This window comes from Peribacillus sp. FSL R5-0717 (assembly GCF_038002945.1).
GTDB classification, from domain to species: Bacteria; Bacillota; Bacilli; order Bacillales; family DSM-1321; genus Peribacillus; species Peribacillus frigoritolerans.
This window is the reverse complement of sequence record NZ_JBBOOF010000001.1, coordinates 2644150-2664547: the sequence shown is the minus strand read 5'-3', so window position 1 is coordinate 2664547 and position 20398 is coordinate 2644150. Positions and strand designations below refer to the sequence as shown.

Below are 20398 nucleotides of genomic sequence, written 5' to 3'. Positions count from 1 at the left end.
ACTCCGGTAAATTATTCTCCAACATCATACCACACTGTTATTTCCCACGCTATTAGTCGCACTTTTCGGAAGGATCCCAGGAACTTTATCATAATTAATTTAAGAGTTAAGAAAAGGGTATTTCCGAGGCGGAAATACCCTTTTGAATTTAGTCGATTAAGACTTTTTATTGTCGTCTTCGTTCGGGAAGGAAAGCGGCTGATCTTGAGGTGCACCTTCTTTGATTGGAGGAGTACTCAATCCTTCCTCCGTTATTTCAAGGTCCTCAGGTCCTCTTTTATCCAATGGATCTAATAGGGCCTCTTTTTCTTCCTTCTTCTTATTGATGTTCACCTTGACATTCTCATCATTGGTTAAATTCCCATTCAGGGCTGTATAATCCCGATCTGGCAATTTACCATTATGGAATAAACCTTTGATTTGTTCCGCATCAAGTGTTTCCACTTCAAGCAGGGTTTTTGCAACCAAATCAAGTTTTTCACGATTTTCAGTAAGGATTTTCTTACATCTTTCGTAAGCTTCCTTGATGATACGTTGAATTTCAAGATCGATTTCATATGCTATTGCATCTGAATAGTTTTGATCATTGTTGAAATCGCGGCCTAGGAAGACCTGACCTTGAGAATTACCGAATTGAAGCGGTCCGAGCTTACTCATTCCATATTCCATAACCATGCTACGAGCTATGCCCGTTGCACGCTGGAAGTCGTTATGCGCACCGGTACTCACTTCTCCGAATGTAACTTCTTCGGCTACACGGCCACCCAATAGTCCTACGATTTTATCTTTTAGCTCAGGTTCCGTCATGAAGAAACGATCTTCTTTCGGCAGCATAACTGCATAACCGCCGGCTTGACCACGAGGGACAATCGTAACTTTATGAACGACTTCGGCATCATCCAGAACCAGCCCAATAATGGTATGGCCTGCTTCATGCCACGCTACGATATTTCTTTCCTTTTTGGAAATGACACGGTTTTTCTTGGCAGGTCCGGCAATAACGCGATCCGAAGCTTCATCCAAATCGGACATGTCAATCTTCTTCTTATCCTGACGGGCAGCAACAAGCGCCGCTTCATTCAGTAAGTTTTCAAGATCTGCACCAGAAAATCCTGGAGTACGCTGAGCGATCGCTTTCAAATCGACTGTTTCTGCTAATGGTTTATTGCGTGCATGCACTTTCAGCACTTCTTCACGGCCCTTAACATCAGGGCGGCCTACCGTTATTTGACGGTCAAAACGTCCCGGACGCAATAATGCCGGATCCAATACATCAGCACGGTTAGTCGCAGCGATGATGATGATTCCTTCATTACCACCGAAACCATCCATTTCTACCAGTAATTGGTTCAATGTCTGTTCACGTTCATCGTGACCGCCACCTAGACCTGCGCCACGTTGACGACCGACTGCATCAATTTCATCAATGAAGATGATACATGGTGCATTCTTCTTAGCATTTTCAAACAAATCACGAACACGGGATGCACCGACACCCACAAACATTTCAACAAAATCAGAACCACTGATTGAGAAGAAAGGAGTTCCGGCTTCACCAGCTACTGCTCGTGCAAGTAAAGTTTTACCTGTACCAGGAGGCCCGACTAAAAGTACCCCTTTAGGAATACGGGCTCCAAGCTCGGCATATTTGCGAGGATCTTTCAAGAATTCAACGACCTCGACAAGTTCCTGCTTTTCTTCGTCCGCCCCGGCAACATCATTGAAGCGAACTTTTTTCTTATCATCATTATACAATTTCGCCTTACTTTTCCCGAAGTTCATGACGCGGCCACCACCGCCGCCCTGAGCTTGGTTAAGTAAAAAGAAGAAGAGGATAAAAATGATTACAAATGGAATGATGGAAGTGAAAAATGTCACCCAGCCACTTGTTTTTTCTGGAGGTTCCACAGTGATGATGTCCTTATCCAACTTGGTTACGGCATCATTTATCCGACTTTGCGAATATTCACTGAAAGGCACGTACGTCACAAAGAATTTATTTTCCTCATAACCTTTGAGCTTTCCTGTGATTTCAAATACACTGCTTTCGGGCTGCATCGTCAGTGCAGTAACGTCCCCATTCTCCAAATGCTTATAGAATTCATCTTGGGTCATTTTCTCCGTTGGTTCATTGTTATTATTAAAAATGCTTACAATCCCAATGATGACCAAAAAGATCAGTAAATAAAATATGGTATTACGGAAGATCCGATTCATCCCTTACCTCCTCCCACGGGTAAACAAACTATAGTAAATACTATCATATAAAATTAATGAATTACAATAATTTAACACCGCTGTTTTTATCTGGTCTTCCCTTTCAAACAGGTACGATTAATTCGAGTAAATTTCAGGCTTCAATATGCCAATATACGGGAGATTACGATACTTTTCCGCAAAATCAAGACCATATCCGACAACAAATGCATCCGGAACGATGAACCCGGCATAGTCCGGAGTGATATCCACTTTCCTGCCTGTTGGTTTATCCAATAAGGTAACGATTTTAATTGATTTTGCTTTTCGATAACGGAAAAGTTCCGCAAGATAGCTAAGAGTCAAACCGCTGTCGATAATATCTTCGATGATTAAAATATCCCGGCCCTCAACCGATGTATCAAGGTCCTTGATGATTTTCACTTCACCGGACGATACAGTGGAGTTACCATAGCTCGAAACATCCATAAAGTCCATTTCAAGATGTGTATCCACACGTTTCAGTAAATCTGACATAAATGGCATGGCGCCTTTCAGCACTCCGATGGCCAACGGGAACTTACCTTGGTAATCAGCTTCTAGCTGCGCACCCAATTCCCTTATTTTCAATTGAAGTTCTTCCTCTGATATTAAAACTTTTTCAATGTCGTTTTGCATGGTCATTGTAATTAATTGCCCCCCATGAAGAATTAAGCTTTTTTATATTCTAAGTAAATTAAAGATTTTTCATCAGAAATTATATCCGGCTCAACATTCGACTTCTTTAAACCGGGCAGCCAAATCGCCGTTCCCGTTTGATCGATGATGACCGGCCACACATTTCTTTCTAGCATCGGGATCTTTTCATTAATAAAAATATCCTTTAACTTTTTAGTTCCACCTAATCCCTTGACGGCCATCCGTTCGCCTTCATTCCTGGTTCGGACTGTAAGCGGAAACTGAACAGCTGATTCGGGAAGAATAAAAGAATGATTTCCCCTAAGTACCGGAATTTCTTCTTTTATATAGTGCGCTTTAATCTTATATCCATTCGGAAGAATAGTCTCACCGGGAATTTGTAATTTTAGGGAATATTCACGGCTTTTTTGCCGAAAAAATCTAAACATGCAAGTTTGATATGATTTTTCCGCAATAAGGCCCTCCGGAAGATGCAATTCTGCAGATGGTTGAGGATTCAAAAACAAAACTAAAAGTTGGTCAATATGTAATGCCGAAAGCGATGAAGGTCTCTCCAAATAAAGATAGTTTAATATTAGTTGAATCGCCCTTCTTTGTAAAGGTTTAGGCATCGCGAGAACCTTATCAATCTGAATAACCGCTTGATCTTTATCCTGCTGGATCCAAACCTCGGACATTTTGCTTGAAACCAGGTTCAAAAAAAACTCTTCATCTTCATATAGCTCTTCACTGAATCGTTGAAAATGCTCATGAACCTTTCTATTTTCTTTCTTTAAAAACGGAAGAACTTCATGTCTAAAACGATTTCTTGCATAGACACCCGTTTCATTGCTCGGATCAAACCTTGGTTCAATATCATGAAGGCCCGCATATTCGATTATTTGACTTTTCGTGATTTCAAGAAAAGGCCTAATCAGATTCCCTGTATGAAAACGTCTCTTTATAGGAATACCCGCTCTTGCCTTGCCTGTCGCCCCTCTTGTTAAACGCATGAGCATCGTTTCTATTTGATCATCTCCATGATGCCCCAGGACAAGCGTGGAGGCTTGATGCTTATCCATCACTTCCTCATAGAAAGCAAAACGCAGCTTTCTTGACGTTATTTGTGAACTTTCCCCCGTCTGTTCCATCCGGGCAGGAACATCGATCCTTTTTCCTTCAAATTTAATGCCCCACCGTTCACAAATATGCTCGACATATTTATAATCCCCATAGGATTCTTCACCACGAAACATATGGTCAACACTTGCTACGATCATCTCGTAATGAAAAAGAGGTTGAATTTCCTTAAGGATATGGAGAAGCACCAGCGAGTCCGGTCCTCCGGAAACACCTATTAGCAACTTCGAGTTTTCCTTAATCAATTCGTTTCTATAAATGGTGCTCAGAACTTTTTCCTTTAACATACAATCTTCCTTCTTTATGGACAGGCATTAGTTTTATACGATTGAATCATGAAATGGTTTCAACCATTTCATGGCATTCACCTAATAACTATATCATAACAACTGTTCATATATGTAAAGAACATAGAGCATCGATATGATGGCAACCAGCAAAAACGTTTCAAAAAAACCGCCGCTTTTCTTTTTTGATTGGTTTTGGGACCTTCTTGCTTGTCTTGTTGAAGGCTGCACGGTTTGCTGCTGACCCGTCGCTGTCTGGTTCGGGCCCTTTTTCTTCGAATGATTTTGCTTACTTAGCACCGTTACCAGATCCTCCCGCATTTGGATGGCTGAGTCATACTGTCCGCGGAGCGCATTATCCAATATCTTTCTGTATGGATGCAATTCCTTTTTCTGCTTAATTAAGTCGTTAAGCTGTTTATACCCCTCCCCTTTCTTCTGGAAACGTCCGGGATAGGCAGAATTGATTATAATCATTGCTACAGCGAACAAGTCATATTGCGGATCGGCCTTTCTTGATCCAAGTCCCCAGTACCCCCTGTCAAAAAACTCGGTGAATTCTTTAACAGACCGCCCGATCAAGGTGGTTCCGCCAACATCCACGCACCGTACCTTATAGGCTGGTGATGTCACGATCAAATTCTCGGGTTTCAAATCACCGAACACCCAGCCATTGGAATGCAAGGCAGACAAGCTTGTTAAGAGCTGAAGCATCAAGACTCCAATCCATGACGACCCTTTCTTATCAATGAAACGCAAAAAATCGTGTCCATGGATATATTCCATGACATAAAAAGGGAGCTGCTTTCCTGTTTTCATGAAATCATCCGCTTCCAAAAAGGAAGGTCCAAGGGTAGACCCCTGGACCTTTGAAAAGGATTTTAGGATATTCATCTCCGAAATAATGGACGTCCCATTATCACTGAGCTTTAAAGCATAATGACGATTTCCGCTTTCAACCAAATAAACGATCCCGTTCGCTCCACAGCCCAATTCCTTAATTATTTTGTACTGGTTTTTATTCCATTTTCCAGTGACCAAACTGCCAGGCAGAAGTTTACATTGATTCCTCAAAGTATTGTTCATCATCATGTGATAACAATCCCCTCAATGAACGTTTTTTATTGAAATGAGTTAAAGCTTCACGAATGGCTGGACCTGTCGGAGTGAGTCCCCCTGTACTGAGCTTAGGAAAAGTTGCCGTCAAGGCTTCGAGGTTTGGGGTCCAATCCAGCAACTTTTCAACGTCATTTCTTTTCCCAGGAAATACGAATACGGAAAAACGGCTGTCACCCATCCTTGCATTCATACTAAGGGAAAGATCTAATAAGGAATCTTTTACTGTAGGCAGTTTATGTTTCATGCTTGCACTGGTATCAACAAGAATCAGTACTTCGAGCTTGCTTGTTTCCCCAAGCTCATCGACCACCTCCATCACTTCTCCCCGTTTATCCGGCGGAAGATCCTCCATCGTTTTTGAGTCTCCGAGTATTTGTTGAAGTTCGCGATTGATAACTCCCTGTATCGTTTGAGTCATCGCCTTTTGTGTCACCATCTGGACGGTTTGGGACAACTGCTGCGAATAGACTACTTGACTTACGCCACCTCCTGAACCAGCAATCTTCTCGATTTCCTTAAGTCCCTTTTCATCTATCACATCATTTTCCATTACACCTATGACATTGATGGTAATGCCTTGCTCCCTTGCTAATTCAGCCATGGCAGACGGCTCCTCACCATGATTTGAACATCCGTCGGTTATAAGCAAAATCTGTCTTAATGTTCCTGCTTTCATGTTTTGCTCTCCCTTCCTATCAATTTGTTACCATAATTGACTAAAAAAGGGGAAATTATACGCAAAGGACATTACATCAAGTCATATCATGGAGCGGAATGATTGAAAAGAGTTCATCCCTTTACCTTTTATCCTTCTTCCATTTACACCACCTCATTTTGGGTTTTATTTATTTTATATATAAACGGCCCCTACTGGGCCTTTTTACGTTTTGGGGAAACGGGAATGGATGCCCATTTCGGTGTGTTATGCTTAATTTTCGATGTTACCACTGTCATGTCATCATCTATGATGCCTTTCGTTCGGATGACCTCTTCCAATATTAAATCAGAGATTTCCTGCGGATCGTCAGTTTCCATTTCCTTGATTTTTCGTTTTAGCCAGAACTCGATATTTTCGACATGTGAGGGGCCATCGAACACTCCATCGCTCATCATGATTAATATATCCCCTGCCTTCAGCTCTTCTGATACTACATCAACATCGAAATCCTGGATGATCCCCATAGGGAGGTTACTTGATTCAATTTTTATTATCCTATCCCCCCTTTTAATGAAACTCGGTATCGAACAGATTTTTAAAAACTTAGCCTTTGCGTCCTGAAGATCAATCATTGCCAAATCAAGAGTCGAAAATATTTCATCGGTAGTGCGTAGAGATAATACGGAGTTTACGGATTTAATGGCTATTTTTTCTTCTATTCCCGATTGTAAAAATTTTTGTAGCAGCTTCAATGTTTCTGTACTTTCAAAATGGGCCCTTTCCCCATTTCCCATTCCATCACTAATGGCTATTGCGAATTTGCCGCAGCCAATTTCCATGGTCGTAAAACTATCTCCTGATACAAGCCCTCCCCCCTTGGCAGCATGAGCCACACCCGTTTCGACCGTGAATTTTTTTGCTGACCTAAATATCACCTCACATTGCCCGCTTGGATACGTTGCACACTCTTCTGAATGAACGACTATCGTTTCCCCTAAAATGTCTGAAAGCATAGGTGCAATCAATTTTTCACATTCCCCTCTGCCCTGGCAGTATGGGACACTCATCTCTATATCAACATTTCCTTGTTCTAGACTGTATATTTCCACATGACCTATGTGCAGGCCAAAATCCTGGATGGCTTCCAAAATGGATTCTTCATGTACATGATGATTCTTCCTTTCCCTTTGAATTTCTTTTGCAAAATCATCCATTACTGCCGAAACGCCCCGCAGTTGATCCGCCACTAGCTTCCGACTTTCCTTCACCTGCCTTTTTAATTTTTGGTTAGCTTCAAAATAAGTAAGCTCCTGTGATATCGCCCCAATCACCTGAGGCCCGCGACTGCAATATTTCCCCCATTCTTTTGAAGTTTTTTGGGGGAGCTGACCATTATTTTCACTTAATTGAAGCATGATTTCCTGCATGCCGTCATAGGTTGTATTAAAGTTCTTGGACCAGCATTGTTCCTTTTTAAAACAAAGCTGGCACGTCTTTTCCGTTACATTACTTAAGAAGTAGTCGAATTCTTTCTCATCTTCCTCCAATCTTCCCCTTTCATCCACTTGGGAAAAGCTATTAGAGAGCGCCTCAAATACATGTGAGAATTGCTCCACCCTTTGAGCGGTGACATCCCTCACTTTTCGGGCATACTGCTGCTGTTCATCAGAATTCTCGACTGTTCCCGGTATATGTTTCGCTATTTTGTTGATGATGGATGACGGTGTCAATATAAATAGGGCCACAGCTATAAGTGATTCATAAAGGGTCACCATAATATTATTGGTGCCCTCACCATATAAACCTATCAGTAATGTAGCAATCAAGAGGCCGCTGGCAACTCCTATCTTCCTTCCCTCCTTCAACAGTCCGCCCAGAAGCCCTGAAAATGCGAGAAGGCTCATCTGATATAGACTGGCAATACTCGCCAAGCTGAATATCAATCCAGTAACTACACCTACAGTGGAGCCTATGGCGGCCCCTCCCGCCAGCCCGAAGAGGAGGACCAGGTATCGCGAGAATATATGGTCGAGTGATAAATCGTATATCATCCAGCCGATGGTTCCGGTCATCACCGAAGCAAGCAAGATGATGATGCTGACAATTTCCTCCGTCTTTAATGATTGGGACTTTGTCCTAACGGTCAGCATCGGGATGGACTGTATGAAGATTAAAGTTAAAATCATCGCGAGTCCCGCCTCTACTCCTATCATCATCAAGTCGTACAGCTGAATCGTTCGAAATACCAGATATTGCTCGGCCAGGTTGACCAGGAATAGTGAAGCGAAGACGTACATCGACATCGTCTTGAATTGTCCTTCCACGGCGGGCTTCTTGATCTTATGAAATAACAGGAGCAGGAACGCCGATGCAAAGATGACTAAACTATTCGAATAGTGAACGGTCAACCCACCTGCAATCAATCCGAATAAAGCCAGTGGAGCCCTATCACGTCTCATGAGAAAAACGGCTGCGAAAAACGGAAGTCCAAATGGTGCCAGCTGCGAAAGAATTAAAGCCCTTCCTAATAAAAAACCGATGATTGCTAAAGAGATACCTTTTTTTATGAATATGTCTTCACTCTTCATTTGCAGTTGTTGGATCCAATTGATGGCCCCTGCCTTCGCTTCTTTTAACTGAACATCTCCAAGAGGTTCCATCATAGGTCTTTCCACTTTTTCCATTTCAACACCCCATTCGTATTAGTGATTTTTATTATAAAGAGGGCTTGTCTATTTTTTTGTCAGAATTTTATAAGCGGATAAGAAAAACGTTCGACGAAATTCTTCTTGAATAATCATTTGTATACAGGTTTTTGTGCCATTTTTCCCAATACAGAAACGGGTGTTCTTTTTTTTTTGAAGAAAAGCAAAGTTTTTAGGTTATTTTTGCGGAAAATAACCCGAATAAATAATCAGGAAATGGAAACCGACAAACTTTAATATTTTTGTTGACATTTTTTCTTCACGAATGTAAGATATAACTTGTGCTTCAGTAGCACTTACCATTATGGCGGCGTAGCTCAGCTGGCTAGAGCGTACGGTTCATACCCGTGAGGTCGGGGGTTCGATCCCCTCTGCCGCTATCTTTTATCATGAAACTTTTGGCCCGTTGGTCAAGCGGTTAAGACACCGCCCTTTCACGGCGGTAACACGGGTTCGAATCCCGTACGGGTCATCAAATACCAAAAGCGCCTCTGCACACTTATATCAGTAAGTGTACAGAGGCGCTTTTTTCATGTCGTACTATAATAAAAGAAGACAAGCCGGCAAGCTTGCCTTTATCTACACTATGAATAATTTCACAGGAAAAGTTGCTAAACTATTATTTTTCAGCAGCAGTTTTATCCGCGTCTTCCTCCTCGACCTCCCCGTTTCGTTTCGGTGCTACGTTTTAGGGTCGTTAAGCGGTCTTCGCTATCTTTTAAGAATTTAGCCATTTTTTGCTCAAAGTTTTCTTTCGGTTGGAAACCATTGCCTTTCGAGCGGAAGTCTTTGGAACGGCTGTCATTCCCTCTACCTTGGCGCGGACGTGGTGTGTATGCAGGTTTTTGCTCAACTTCAGGACGGTCTATCGCTTTTTTTATGGACAAGCCAATCTTGCCATCTTTAACGTTGATGACTTTCACCTCAACTGTATCGCCCACTTTTAAATGATCATTGATATCCTTGACATAGTTATCAGCCACTTCACTGATATGGACAAGACCGGTTGAACCTTGAGGTAGCTCTACAAATGCACCAAAATTAGTTATGCCTGTTACTTTACCTTGTAACTTGCTGCCTACTTCGATTGACATAAAAAAAATGTTCCTCCTTAGAAATGTTAAAAAAATCTCTTCACCCTATATTATAACGAAAGTAAAAAAACAGTGTCAATATTAGTCACTATCTTCCTTCCCTTTTGGAAGGGTAAAAATGATCTCACCTTTTTCAGACAAGAAATAATCCCGTCTTGCTATTTTTGCTATATAGTCGTCATCATTAAGCTTTACGATTTCTTCTTTAAGAAGGGTCTCGTCTTTTTTCAATTCAGCTAACTTTCCCTTCAATTCTTGCTTTTGCTGAACTTTCTCATCCAGTGCAACATTTTGCGTTATGAGGGTGGAAACGGCAAAAATCAAAAAGACAGCGGCGAAAACTGAGTAAAGGGTTAATCTACGCATTAGACCACGCTTCTTTTTTTCTACGGTTTGTACTTTTTTCTCTTGTTGAGCGACGTAGGGATTTTCTATTTTTGCCACTTTCCTTTTACGCAGGCTACTCATTTTTTATCGCTCCTCATTTCTTTTTATTTCTCCATCCATTTAGCGTTCTAAATATAGAATTCTTTATTTTCAATAAAATCCCTTTTCCTTTATTATAAAACTTCCCGACGTTTTTCGTAACAAAAACCGGCAATAAATTCCATATATAAGTCAGAATCCATTTTAATGGTCTCCAGAATATATTCAAAATAAAGAGAAGTATTTTCCCCGCCCATTTTAATAAGGCCAAAACGAACTTACCTATCCCGATGATGATGGCTAATATGGATACTATTACCCATTTTATCGGTAGAAATATCAGCATGTGAACCGAATTCGCTATAAATCTCGCCAACTTTATCACAAGTATTATCAAAAACTCCAAAAAACGTTGATAGAATCCTTTGAAAAGTGCTTGATAAGCTGAAAAACCGCATAATAAGGCCAAAAATAAATAGAGGCGAAACTCTCCCTCATTCACTAAAAACAAAACATAAAAAATAAGGAGACCCTGAATGATCCAGAAAAGGAAGTCATGGATGAATACAATCCACCTTTTCCTTTCTGAACGATTCAGGAACCGGCTATACGTATCCAGGGCAGCTCCAAAGCCACTGCCCATGCCTATCATCGCAAGCAACGTATAAAATTGGATCGTTAAGGTCATTTGAACAACTTGCCAAAGAATCCTTTAGCTTTCTCCCCTGATTGCTCATCTAAATAAACAAGGTCGAAAATCTTTCCCTTAATGGAAACGATGCCTTTATCAACATCCAAATTCTTCATTTGCAAGTTTTGGCCCCGGATAGATAAGAATCCCATTGACGTTTCGAGCAGAAACTCTTCATTATCAAAGCTTTCGACTTGTTTGACACCGGTAATATCAAGTAAACGGCGGCCTTTCATCGTTACATCATGCTCTTGGGTCGTTCCCTTTGTGTAACCAGCATTCGGATCAATATATTGGCTCATTTTATCATCCCTCACAGTACCACTGATTTTGTACAAGTGTATGTCCGTAAGAGTGGAATTAGAACCAAGCCTGTCCTTACTCCTCCGCTAGCTTTTCTTCCTTTACGATGGTATACATATCTGCAGCCGCTTCTTTTTTCGTCGTTTCTTGAATTTTATCGACACGTACCGTAACAAGCTTTTGACCGAATCTTACTGTCAGCTCATCGCCATCTTTTACATTCGAACTTGCTTTGGCCTGTTGTCCGTTAATCGTGATTCTCCCTTTATCCGCAACTTCTTTCGCAAGTGTGCGGCGCTTGATCAACCTTGAAACCTTTAGGAATTTATCCAATCTCATCGACATTCAAATCTCTCCCTTAATTAAAGTCCTTTAGCTTTTGCTTCATCCCAATATGTATCCAATTCTTCCAATGTATAATCCTCAAATTTTTTGTCTGCCCTTTGAATGCACTCTTCTATATATGTAAAACGCTGGTGGAATTTCTGGTTTGCTTTGTAGACGGCTTCTTCCGCTTGTATGTCATAATAACGTGAAATGTTGACAAGCGCAAAAAAGAGGTCGCCCAGCTCTGATTTTATTCTTTCGGCATCCCTGTTCGGACTTAATATTTCCTCTTCCAATTCCTGCACTTCTTCCCTGACCTTCTGCCAGGCTTCGGAAACCTCATCCCAATCAAATCCAACCTTCGCAGCCCTTTTTTGATACTCTTCGGCCCGAAGTAAGTTTGGCAGCGATTTCTCAATACCATCCAGTATGGATTTCAGAGCTTTTGATTCGCCCCCCTTTTCACCTTCTTTGATTTTTTGCCAGTTCACCAATACATCTTCCTCACCGTTCACTTCAACATCTCCGAATACATGCGGGTGGCGCCGAATCATTTTTGCCGTAATGCCTTCAATCACATCATCTATCGTGAACATGCCCTCATCTTCACCGATTTGTGAATGAAGCATCACCTGAAGCAGGACATCCCCAAGTTCACCAACCATACCCTCATCGTCACCTTCATCGATGGAATCAATCAGCTCATATGCTTCTTCTATTAGATATTTCTTTAAACTTTCATGAGTTTGTTTCTTATCCCACGGACATCCGTCAGGACCTCTAAGTTCTGCGATGACCCGCCGCAGCTTAGAAAACTCCCTATACCGTAAAGCTTCATCTTTAACGGGCGGAACATAAACACTCGTCAAGTTACTTAACTCCATCTGACGGTCGAGTTCGAAGAGGGCGCATTTTGTCACTTTTTCCTGACTGCTGCCTGCTGCAGTTACGATATATACCTCGTAGTCATCCGGTAGCTTTTCCATCAAAGTCAGCTTCACATCGGATGCACTGAATGCGTCATACACCTGTCCGATTATCATATGCTGGGTAATGTGTAAATCATCCGGTGAAAGATCTGTTCCATCCAATAGCTGAAACCCTTCAATTGGATCGATCCTAACAGCCTGAAACAATGGGTCAAGGAAACTTTGCCCGCCTTCGAGCTTAATAGCTATTCCAAGAGCCGGACCCTTTTCTAGCAAAAGCTGTACCGTTTTTTCCGCAACCATCGGATGCCCCGGAACTGCGTATAAAACGGAACGGTTCGAGGCCTCGTGTAATAATGTTTCGGCAATTTCTTCATATACGTCTTCAAATTGGTCGTGCTTTTCATATATCCCGTCGAACGCCGTGAAATTTATTCCTTCCCTTTTCAAATCCCCGATTACCGGATGATCAGCCGTTCTGACATAGCATTGTCCCGTTTGAATCAATTTTTTATAAATCCCTAGTGGAAGCTGCTCTAAATCCCCAGCACCAAGGCCTATTATCGTAATCTCATTCATGATTTCGTATACTCCTATTCGTTATTATTAATCGTTTAAGCTTTGAACCTGCAGGTATAAGTGAAAGTTCTTCTTCACCAAATAAGCCTGCACGAATGGCGGTCATCACAAACACGGCTGCACCGATCCCTACACCGGTCAAAGCTTGGACCGTAGCTAACAACCGGCTCTCGCCTGAGGTCATCCATTCGAATAAACAATTGAATAAAACAACCGCCGTACCCATGTACACCGTACTCTTCAAGATTATTAGCACATGTTGCTTTTCAATTAATGTCTTTTTGATATGTACTCTCAATACCACATAAAATAATACCGTCATGATCATATACGCAAGTACTGTTGCCGAGGCTGCCCCCGCGATTTTGTAATGCGGCACAAGGACAAGGTTCAAAGCCCACTTGCTGCCCACCCCCACAATCGTGATGATCACCGGCACGAACGAATGGCCTAAACTTTGAATCACTGCCGCTTCCGCCATTATGAGGGATGTGAATAAAATCGATAAAGAGAAAATTGCTAAAGTAATCGTCCCTTTAACATCAGTGAACAGCATATGATTGACAGGCTTCATCGTCACCACCAGCCCGATCGCAGCAGCGACCCCGATCGTCGCACTTACACGAAGCGCCAATTTGATCTTATTCAATAATTCAAATTGACTTTTACTCTGAACGAATCCGGATATGACAGGTACTAGCGCCAATGCAAAAGAATTAGCCACGACTGTACCTAGCTGAAGCAAAGGCTGTCCTCGATCATATACCCCTTTCCATTCTTTGGCTTCCCTTTCCCCCATCCCCGTTTCCCTTAGCAGGGAGTACAGGTGCATTGAATCGACAAACTGAAACAAGATAAGGATCAAACCAGTAATGCAAAAGGCCAACCCTTGGAAAACCAGGGCTTTGGAAATTTTGATGAAATTCACCGGTTTGATTCTCATTCGTAAAAAAAGCTTCCATTCTTCTCTTAAAATAACGAAAGCAATAAGCAGTACCAGGCCAGTTATGCCGCCTGTTATCGAACCGAGGACCGCCCCCTTGCCGACAACATAATCAGAGTAGCCCTGATGCACGAATATTGTGGAAAGGACCAGTATCGTCAATACCCGGATGCATTGCTCAGCTACCTGCGAACTTGCCGTCGGTAGCATGTCGTTTATTCCTTGAAAATAGCCCCTTAATAGAGAAGAAATGGGCATTAATAAATAAGAATAGGCAACGATTCTCAGCAGACCGGCTAAATGCGGATCCTTCATCCATCCTGCAATCCAATCGGCGCCAAGGAATAGTGCAGCAAACATCATGACACTTATCGAACTTAAGACGACGAATGATGTCACCAATATATCCTTGACCGCAAAGTTATTATTGGAAGACTCCCGTTCTGCAATAAGTTTGGATATGACTACCGGAAAGCCGATTGTCGATAATGTAAAAGCAACACCGTAGAAGGGATAAACCTGTTGATAGATATAAAACCCGATGTCACCCGCAATGTTCTGATATGGTATGCGATAGGCCGCGCTCAAAACTTTTACGATAATCGCTGCAGCGCTCAAAATCAGCGCACCTCGAAAAAGTTCATTTGATGTTTTATTAGGCTTTTCAGCCATTCTTTTTCCCCTTTTCACTCATATGTGGTAGTTATTATAGCATAATTCTAATGGTTATTTTTCAATCCCACCCATACTGTTAATTATTTTCCATTTCCGTTTCTTTTTTAGAAAGTGCAAAAAGGACAGCGCGAATGCTGCCCTTTCCATCTTTTAAGATATAAATGCATGTCCAAGGTTACTGTTCCATTTGTCTAGCTAGGAAGCTTGCTGCTGTTTCAACCGATTTCTGTTCCACTTCACCAATGGTGCTGTCTTTAGAGAAAATCAAGACGGCACCAATCGGGTCGCCACTCGCAATGATTGGAGCTGCAGTATAAGATTGGACCTCTTCATCATTGGAATCAACGAATGAGACTTGTCCGTTCGGAGACTCCAAAACAGGATTTCTTTCTTCCATGATTTTTTCCACTAGGTCACTCACACTTTTGTTTAAGTATTCTTTTTTGGAGCCGCCTGCCACCGCAATGTAAGTATCCCTGTCACAAATCATAACTGGGTTTCCAAGGCTATCATATAGTGCTTCTGCATATTCCCTTGCAAAATCGCCTAATTCACTAATTGGAGAGTATTTCTTTAGGATGACTTCACCATCTCTATCCACAAATATTTCCAGTGGATCTCCTTCACGAATACGGAGTGTCCTGCGAATTTCCTTCGGGATGACGACTCTTCCTAAATCATCAATTCGGCGAACGATACCAGTTGCTTTCATCTAATGTTGCCTCACTTTCATCTAATTGATTTGATAAATCCTCATTTTGTAGCAAAATCATCACCAGCTATTGTACTTAGTATTTTTCTAATGGTAAGTTCTATGCACTTTGAAAAAATTTTTCTTTTTGTTGCATTTTTTTACCATGGTACCTAAAAAAATTTCTTCAAGAGGACAATCATCAATTCTAGTTTTTAGTGGCTTGCGTCTCTTTTTTTACATACTGTAAACCCTTGGCTATCTCAAATAAGATATTGAGCCATTTGCTTTGTTCCACGCCTTTTATGTGCAGGACCAGCTTCATTCGATTGCCGTCCATGCCGAAGCCCACCATACGGCCATACTTCGATCCCAGCTCGAACACTTTTTGTCCATCCACATCGCTGCTGACCTTTTCCCTAAGGAGAATGCTGATTTCCTGCTTTAATTGTTTAATGCTTTCAATTCCGGCCTTTTCAGCATATACCTTCATTTCGGCAATCATGAATAAATAGGAAACCTCTTCTGGATACTCTCCGAAACGATCGATCATTTCATCCTGTAATTCTTCCACTTCTTCAAGTGAAGCGATACCTCTGAACCTTTTATACATTTCTATTTTCTGATGTCCATCCATTATGTAGGCATCAGGGATATAAGCATCCACTTCAACGTCAATTTCCAGTGTGTTCCTCTCTTCAGCTGGTTGGTCATTACGTTTCGCATCCACCGCTTCTTTGAGCATTTGTGAATACAGATCAAAACCAACCGAATCGATGAAGCCGTGTTGTTGAGCCCCTAGAATGTTTCCAGCTCCCCTGATGGATAAATCACGCATCGCGATTTTGAACCCTGAACCTAATTCTGTAAATTCCTTAATGGATTGAAGACGCTTTTCTGCCACTTCCGTCAACACTTTATCTTTCCTATAAGTGAAGAATGCATATGCCACCCGATTGGATCGACCTACTCGGCCACGCAGCTGATAGAGCTGTGAAAGTCCCATTCTATCCGCTTCATTCACGATAAGCGTATTTACATTCGGGATATCAACACCCGTTTCTATAATGGTTGTACTTACCAAAACATCATATTCGCCTTCCAAAAAGCCGAACATGACGGCTTCCAGTTCTTGCTCTGTCATTTGCCCATGAGCATAGGTAACACGGGCATCGGGCACAAGCATGGAAATTTCTTCTGCTTTTCTTGCTATATCCTCTACCCGATTGTAAAGGAAATAAACCTGACCGCCCCTGGCCAATTCCCGTTCTATCGCTTCCGTTACCAATGAGCCATTATACTCCATGACATAAGTTTGGATCGGAAACCGGTTCTCAGGCGGAGTTTCGATGACGGACAGATCCCTCACGCCCAACATCGACATATGAAGGGTCCTCGGAATCGGTGTCGCAGTCAAAGTCAGTACATCCACATTAGTCTTTAACCGTTTGATCTTTTCCTTATGTGTAACGCCAAAGCGCTGTTCTTCATCAATGATAAGCAATCCCAAATCGCGGTACACGATATCTTTGGATAAAATCCTATGCGTGCCAACCACAATATCCACCGTGCCGGACTTCAATCCTTTTATCGTCTCCGTTTGCTGCTTTTTAGTCCGGAAGCGGCTCATATGGCCAATCGAAATCGGATAATCCTGAAAACGCTCCCTTAATGTTTCATAATGCTGCTGGGCAAGGATTGTGGTCGGAACTAGAAACGCAACCTGCTTCCCATCCATTATGGCTTTAAAAGCGGCCCGGATCGCCACCTCTGTCTTCCCATAACCAACATCGCCGCATAATAAACGATCCATCGGCCGTTCCCGTTCCATATCCTTTTTGATTTCGACTATGGAACGTAATTGATCTTCCGTTTCGTTATAAGCGAATGATGTTTCGAATTCCCTCTGCATATCACCATCAGGTGAAAAGGCATAGCCCTTTGCCGCTTCTCTTTCTGCGTATAACTTGATTAAATCATCGGCAATGTTCTCAACGGATGATTGGACCTTGCTTTTGACACGTTTCCATTCCGTACCGCCTAGCTTATAAAGCTTCGGCTCTTTTCCTTCAGAACCGACATATTTTTGGACAAGATCAATTTGGTCGACAGGCACATACAATTTGTCATCCGCTTGATAACGAATATTCAGGTAATCTTTATGGACCCCATTTATTGTAAGGGTTTCAATACCCAAGTATTTACCGATACCGTGGTTAACATGAACGACATAGTCACCGATCTTCAGTTCGGAATAACTCTTGATTCGTTCTGCATTCGATAGTTTCTGTCTCCGTACCGATTTCTTTGACTTCTTATTAAACAATTCCGTTTCCGTGATGATACTGAATTTTTGCATAGGCAATTCAAAGCCACTATTCAGACTGCCGCGTAAAATCTGTACTTTACCTGGAAGGATGCTGTCAGCATTAAACAGTTCTGCTGCCTCTATATCATAGTCGGCTAAAACCGAATGCAGCTTTTTCACCCGTTCTTCATCCTGTCCAAGTATGACGACTGTATATTTCCCTTTTTTCCAACGTTCCAGTTCAGCTTTGAACACATTCATCTGTCCATGGAAATTTTGCATTTGTTTACTGGCAAAATTCAGGATATTCTGAGGATTCGTATGCGGTACATGCCGTAAAAATAATGAAAGGTATACAAACGGCCTGCTGGATTTCATTATTAATTCCTGCATGGGATGAGCCAATTTAATGTCATGGATAATTTGTCCCTGGCTTAAAAGGTCCGTGTACCAACCAGCCTCTTCCTTTTCCAAAGAATCATTGATTTCCTGGATTCTACTGATTTCATCTAAGAAAACCAAACCATTTACCGGTAAATAATCTATTAAACTAGCTGGATCTTCATACGCTAAACTTAAGTATTTAAAGATTTTGTCGGGTATATCCCCCATTTTCAGCTGTTCAAGTTCATAACTGATCGTTTGGACCAGCTGTTCCTTGGTTTTCTCGTCCTTAAGTTTCTTCAAGCTTTTACTTAATCCGCTCTCGAGCCTAGTTATGATTCTTTCGATATGCTCCGTCTCTAGCAAAGCCTCACTGACGGGACCGATCGTCACTTTCTGGAGTTTTTCGATGGATCGCTGATCTTCACTTGAAAAAGTCCTTATTGAATCTATTTCGGTATCGAATAATTCAATTCGTATTGGATTAGGTTCGGTAATCGGGTAAATATCGATGATACCGCCCCTGATACTGAATTCACCTGGAGAAGCAACCATTTCAGACCGGTTATAACCCATGGCAATGAATTTATTAAGCGTTGGTTCAAGCTCGATGTCTTCCCCTAGATTAAACGCTAGCTGATGCCTCTTCCAAATATCCTTTGGAGGAAGCACACGACGCACCCCAGGAATCGGGGCAATGACAATCCCTTTCTTTCCCTCTGCCCAAAAATTCAATGCCTCAACACGTTGGGCCCTTAATTCCGGGCTTGCAACACTCAAATCAGCCGCAATCAATTCATTGGCTGGATATATATATAATTCTTCCTCAGGAATGAAACTTGATAAGTCCTCATGGAATTTTTGTGCTTGCAATAAATTATGGGTAACCAATAAAATAGGCCTATTCGTCTTTTCATATACGGAAGCCAGCAATAGTGATCTCGAGGAACCTGTGAGACCAGAGACGATTTGCTCCTTAAGCCCTTCATCGATGCCGGCTATTAACGAATGAACATCATCTTGTTTGGAGAACAAGTTCTGCAATCCATTCATTTTCTTTCCCCCCCTCTCTTTAACGTGCGAAAAACCATTTGCTGTATTTGAACTTGGCCATCACCAAGACCCTCTTTATTAACGGCAACTTTTATGTGCCCTGGTATTCCAGACAAACGGAAAAATGCTTTGGATTTTGTCCAAAGCCCTCTCCCGCTAATGAATAATATAATCGTTTTCATATAAATCAGGGTTTCTTTGCAGCGTTTCATGGCAATCTTCACATATCGCCCTTACATGCATATCCCCTTCAGAATCATAAACGATCATCTCTTGTCGCTCTTCATCGGTAAGTTGATTAAAACCTAACTGCTCCGTACTCAGTGAGTGTGCCTCGATTGAGCCCAGCTTAGTTCCGCAATGTCGGCATCGATAATGGAGAGCCATTTGGTAACCCCCTATTTTTGTAATAGTGTTAGTATGTACAAAAGTAGAGGGTTTTTATTCAGCGAAACAGGAAGATATTATTCTTTACTTATATCTACTCTCTGCTTATTGGTTATATTCGTTCATGACCTGTATAAATGGTTTTTCCAACCAGGCTTCACATGAAGCTGCGCTTTTTTCGATCGTTGCTCCGACATGATCCCATTCTTCAGGCGAAAAACGCCCTAATACATAGTCAGATACCGGAATGCGGCCAATCGGGCGGCCAATGCCTATTCTGATTCGATTGAATTCCTGTGTACCCAAATGGGCAATTGAAGATTTTATCCCGTTATGACCGCCTGCACTTCCTTTTTGACGAAGGCGAAGCTTTCCTGGAGGCAAATCAAGGTCATCATATATTATGACTACATCCGCGATATCCACCTTAAAGAAATGCATGACAGCCGAAATGGATTCTCCTGACAAATTCATATAGGTTAAAGGTTTAAGCAATAAAACTTTTTCTCCCTTTACCATTCCTGAACCATATATCCCCTTATGTTTTGCTTGATCAAGAGGGATCGACCATCTCCTGGATAACTCATCTATTACTTCAAAACCGACGTTATGCCGGGTTTTTTCATATTGTTTACCGGGGTTCCCTAACCCTACAATAATTTTCATGATTCACACTCCGTCATTACGGTTATTTAGGGAGTTACACTGGGACGAAGTTTTTCCAAGATCCATTGACCTTAGAAAAATAGTACCCTAATTTCAAGCTGGACTGCAAGCGACCGGAGAACTAATTAGGTAAAATCCAAATTAAAGGATTCCATTACG

General features: G+C 41.8%; 17 protein-coding genes and 2 tRNA genes. 2 read left to right on the top strand and 17 right to left on the bottom strand.

Features of this window, described 5'->3' with window-relative positions:
• Window positions 1–156: 156 nt before the first annotated feature.
• The 6 genes from ftsH to spoIIE form a co-directional block, all read right to left on the bottom strand.
• On the bottom strand, window positions 157–2217 hold the full coding sequence (gene ftsH / locus NYE65_RS12985; RefSeq protein WP_340861036.1) for an ATP-dependent zinc metalloprotease FtsH: 2061 nt from the start codon (window positions 2215–2217) through the stop codon (window positions 157–159).
• 117 nt (window positions 2218–2334) lie between these two features.
• Window positions 2335–2874 carry a hypoxanthine phosphoribosyltransferase gene (gene hpt / locus NYE65_RS12980; protein ID WP_034316382.1) on the bottom strand — a complete coding sequence of 180 codons (540 nt, stop codon included), beginning with the start codon at window positions 2872–2874 and terminating at the stop codon, window positions 2335–2337.
• 32 nt (window positions 2875–2906) lie between these two features.
• Window positions 2907–4301, bottom strand: coding sequence for a tRNA lysidine(34) synthetase TilS (gene tilS / locus NYE65_RS12975; protein ID WP_340861035.1), 1395 nt, complete (start codon window positions 4299–4301; stop codon window positions 2907–2909).
• 93 nt (window positions 4302–4394) lie between these two features.
• Window positions 4395–5393, bottom strand: a complete 999-nt coding sequence (locus NYE65_RS12970) for a protein kinase domain-containing protein (RefSeq protein WP_445670414.1) — start codon at window positions 5391–5393, stop codon at window positions 4395–4397.
• On the bottom strand, window positions 5359–6096 hold the full coding sequence (locus NYE65_RS12965) for a VWA domain-containing protein (RefSeq protein WP_034316300.1): 738 nt from the start codon (window positions 6094–6096) through the stop codon (window positions 5359–5361). Before NYE65_RS12965 ends, NYE65_RS12970 begins: the two co-directional genes overlap by 35 nt.
• 191 nt (window positions 6097–6287) lie before the next feature.
• The gene (gene spoIIE / locus NYE65_RS12960) at window positions 6288–8762 is read right to left on the bottom strand and encodes a stage II sporulation protein E (RefSeq protein ID WP_057276507.1); all 2475 of its coding nucleotides are present in this window, start codon (window positions 8760–8762) and stop codon (window positions 6288–6290) included.
• A 327-nt stretch (window positions 8763–9089) separates the two neighbouring features.
• On the opposite strand from spoIIE, the gene NYE65_RS12955 reads away from it, so the two are divergent.
• Both NYE65_RS12955 and NYE65_RS12950 read left to right on the top strand, forming a co-directional pair.
• Window positions 9090–9163, top strand: a tRNA-Met gene (locus NYE65_RS12955).
• 20 nt (window positions 9164–9183) lie between these two features.
• Window positions 9184–9255 (top strand) — tRNA-Glu (locus NYE65_RS12950).
• Between the two features lie 166 nt (window positions 9256–9421).
• Here NYE65_RS12950 and NYE65_RS12945 read toward each other — a convergent pair.
• The 11 genes from NYE65_RS12945 to pth form a co-directional block, all read right to left on the bottom strand.
• Window positions 9422–9877, bottom strand: coding sequence for a S1 domain-containing RNA-binding protein (locus NYE65_RS12945; RefSeq protein ID WP_034316303.1), 456 nt, complete (start codon window positions 9875–9877; stop codon window positions 9422–9424).
• An 81-nt stretch (window positions 9878–9958) separates the two neighbouring features.
• Window positions 9959–10345, bottom strand: a complete 387-nt coding sequence (locus NYE65_RS12940) for an FtsB family cell division protein (protein ID WP_034316305.1) — start codon at window positions 10343–10345, stop codon at window positions 9959–9961.
• Between the two features lie 13 nt (window positions 10346–10358).
• A complete protein-coding gene (gene yabQ / locus NYE65_RS12935; protein WP_057276506.1) occupies window positions 10359–10991 on the bottom strand; it encodes a spore cortex biosynthesis protein YabQ in 633 nt (210 codons plus the stop codon).
• Entirely contained in the window at window positions 10988–11296 is a 309-nt protein-coding gene (yabP, locus tag NYE65_RS12930; RefSeq protein WP_034316308.1) for a sporulation protein YabP, read from the bottom strand. The genes yabQ and yabP overlap by 4 nt, the downstream gene beginning before the upstream one ends.
• A 76-nt stretch (window positions 11297–11372) precedes the next feature.
• A complete protein-coding gene (locus NYE65_RS12925; protein WP_034316386.1) occupies window positions 11373–11636 on the bottom strand; it encodes an RNA-binding S4 domain-containing protein in 264 nt (87 codons plus the stop codon).
• A 23-nt stretch (window positions 11637–11659) separates the two neighbouring features.
• Window positions 11660–13132: a nucleoside triphosphate pyrophosphohydrolase gene (gene mazG / locus NYE65_RS12920; protein WP_340861034.1), complete on the bottom strand. Its 1473-nt coding sequence runs from the start codon at window positions 13130–13132 to the stop codon at window positions 11660–11662.
• Window positions 13125–14747, bottom strand: coding sequence for a putative polysaccharide biosynthesis protein (locus NYE65_RS12915; protein WP_340861033.1), 1623 nt, complete (start codon window positions 14745–14747; stop codon window positions 13125–13127). Before NYE65_RS12915 ends, mazG begins: the two co-directional genes overlap by 8 nt.
• A 178-nt stretch (window positions 14748–14925) precedes the next feature.
• Window positions 14926–15462, bottom strand: coding sequence for a stage V sporulation protein T (gene spoVT, locus NYE65_RS12910; RefSeq protein ID WP_034316314.1), 537 nt, complete (start codon window positions 15460–15462; stop codon window positions 14926–14928).
• Window positions 15463–15649: 187 nt separating this feature from the next.
• Entirely contained in the window at window positions 15650–19186 is a 3537-nt protein-coding gene (gene mfd, locus NYE65_RS12905; protein WP_340861032.1) for a transcription-repair coupling factor, read from the bottom strand.
• A gap of 156 nt (window positions 19187–19342) precedes the next feature.
• Complete coding sequence (locus tag NYE65_RS12900) at window positions 19343–19573, bottom strand: anti-sigma-F factor Fin family protein (protein ID WP_063574553.1); 231 nt, start codon at window positions 19571–19573, stop codon at window positions 19343–19345.
• A gap of 105 nt (window positions 19574–19678) precedes the next feature.
• Window positions 19679–20239: an aminoacyl-tRNA hydrolase gene (gene pth, locus NYE65_RS12895; protein WP_034316321.1), complete on the bottom strand. Its 561-nt coding sequence runs from the start codon at window positions 20237–20239 to the stop codon at window positions 19679–19681.
• Window positions 20240–20398 lie beyond the last annotated feature (159 nt).

Excerpts from the sequence above, each read along its gene's own strand:
- NYE65_RS12940 (WP_034316305.1), bottom strand. The coding sequence starts at position 10,345 with ATGAGTAGCCTGCGTAAAAGGAAAGTGGCAAAAATAGAAAATCCCTAC.
- NYE65_RS12970 (WP_445670414.1), bottom strand. The coding sequence starts at position 5,393 with ATGATGATGAACAATACTTTGAGGAATCAATGTAAACTTCTGCCTGGC.
- spoIIE (WP_057276507.1), bottom strand. The coding sequence starts at position 8,762 with ATGGAAAAAGTGGAAAGACCTATGATGGAACCTCTTGGAGATGTTCAG.
- spoVT (WP_034316314.1), bottom strand. The coding sequence starts at position 15,462 with ATGAAAGCAACTGGTATCGTTCGCCGAATTGATGATTTAGGAAGAGTC.
- NYE65_RS12925 (WP_034316386.1), bottom strand. The coding sequence starts at position 11,636 with ATGAGATTGGATAAATTCCTAAAGGTTTCAAGGTTGATCAAGCGCCGC.
- ftsH (WP_340861036.1), bottom strand. The coding sequence starts at position 2,217 with ATGAATCGGATCTTCCGTAATACCATATTTTATTTACTGATCTTTTTG.
- NYE65_RS12915 (WP_340861033.1), bottom strand. The coding sequence starts at position 14,747 with ATGGCTGAAAAGCCTAATAAAACATCAAATGAACTTTTTCGAGGTGCG.
- mfd (WP_340861032.1), bottom strand. The coding sequence starts at position 19,186 with ATGAATGGATTGCAGAACTTGTTCTCCAAACAAGATGATGTTCATTCG.
- tilS (WP_340861035.1), bottom strand. The coding sequence starts at position 4,301 with ATGTTAAAGGAAAAAGTTCTGAGCACCATTTATAGAAACGAATTGATT.
- NYE65_RS12900 (WP_063574553.1), bottom strand. The coding sequence starts at position 19,573 with ATGGCTCTCCATTATCGATGCCGACATTGCGGAACTAAGCTGGGCTCA.
- yabQ (WP_057276506.1), bottom strand. The coding sequence starts at position 10,991 with ATGACCTTAACGATCCAATTTTATACGTTGCTTGCGATGATAGGCATG.
- hpt (WP_034316382.1), bottom strand. The coding sequence starts at position 2,874 with ATGCAAAACGACATTGAAAAAGTTTTAATATCAGAGGAAGAACTTCAA.
- yabP (WP_034316308.1), bottom strand. The coding sequence starts at position 11,296 with ATGAGCCAATATATTGATCCGAATGCTGGTTACACAAAGGGAACGACC.
- NYE65_RS12965 (WP_034316300.1), bottom strand. The coding sequence starts at position 6,096 with ATGAAAGCAGGAACATTAAGACAGATTTTGCTTATAACCGACGGATGT.
- pth (WP_034316321.1), bottom strand. The coding sequence starts at position 20,239 with ATGAAAATTATTGTAGGGTTAGGGAACCCCGGTAAACAATATGAAAAA.
- mazG (WP_340861034.1), bottom strand. The coding sequence starts at position 13,132 with ATGAATGAGATTACGATAATAGGCCTTGGTGCTGGGGATTTAGAGCAG.
- NYE65_RS12945 (WP_034316303.1), bottom strand. The coding sequence starts at position 9,877 with ATGTCAATCGAAGTAGGCAGCAAGTTACAAGGTAAAGTAACAGGCATA.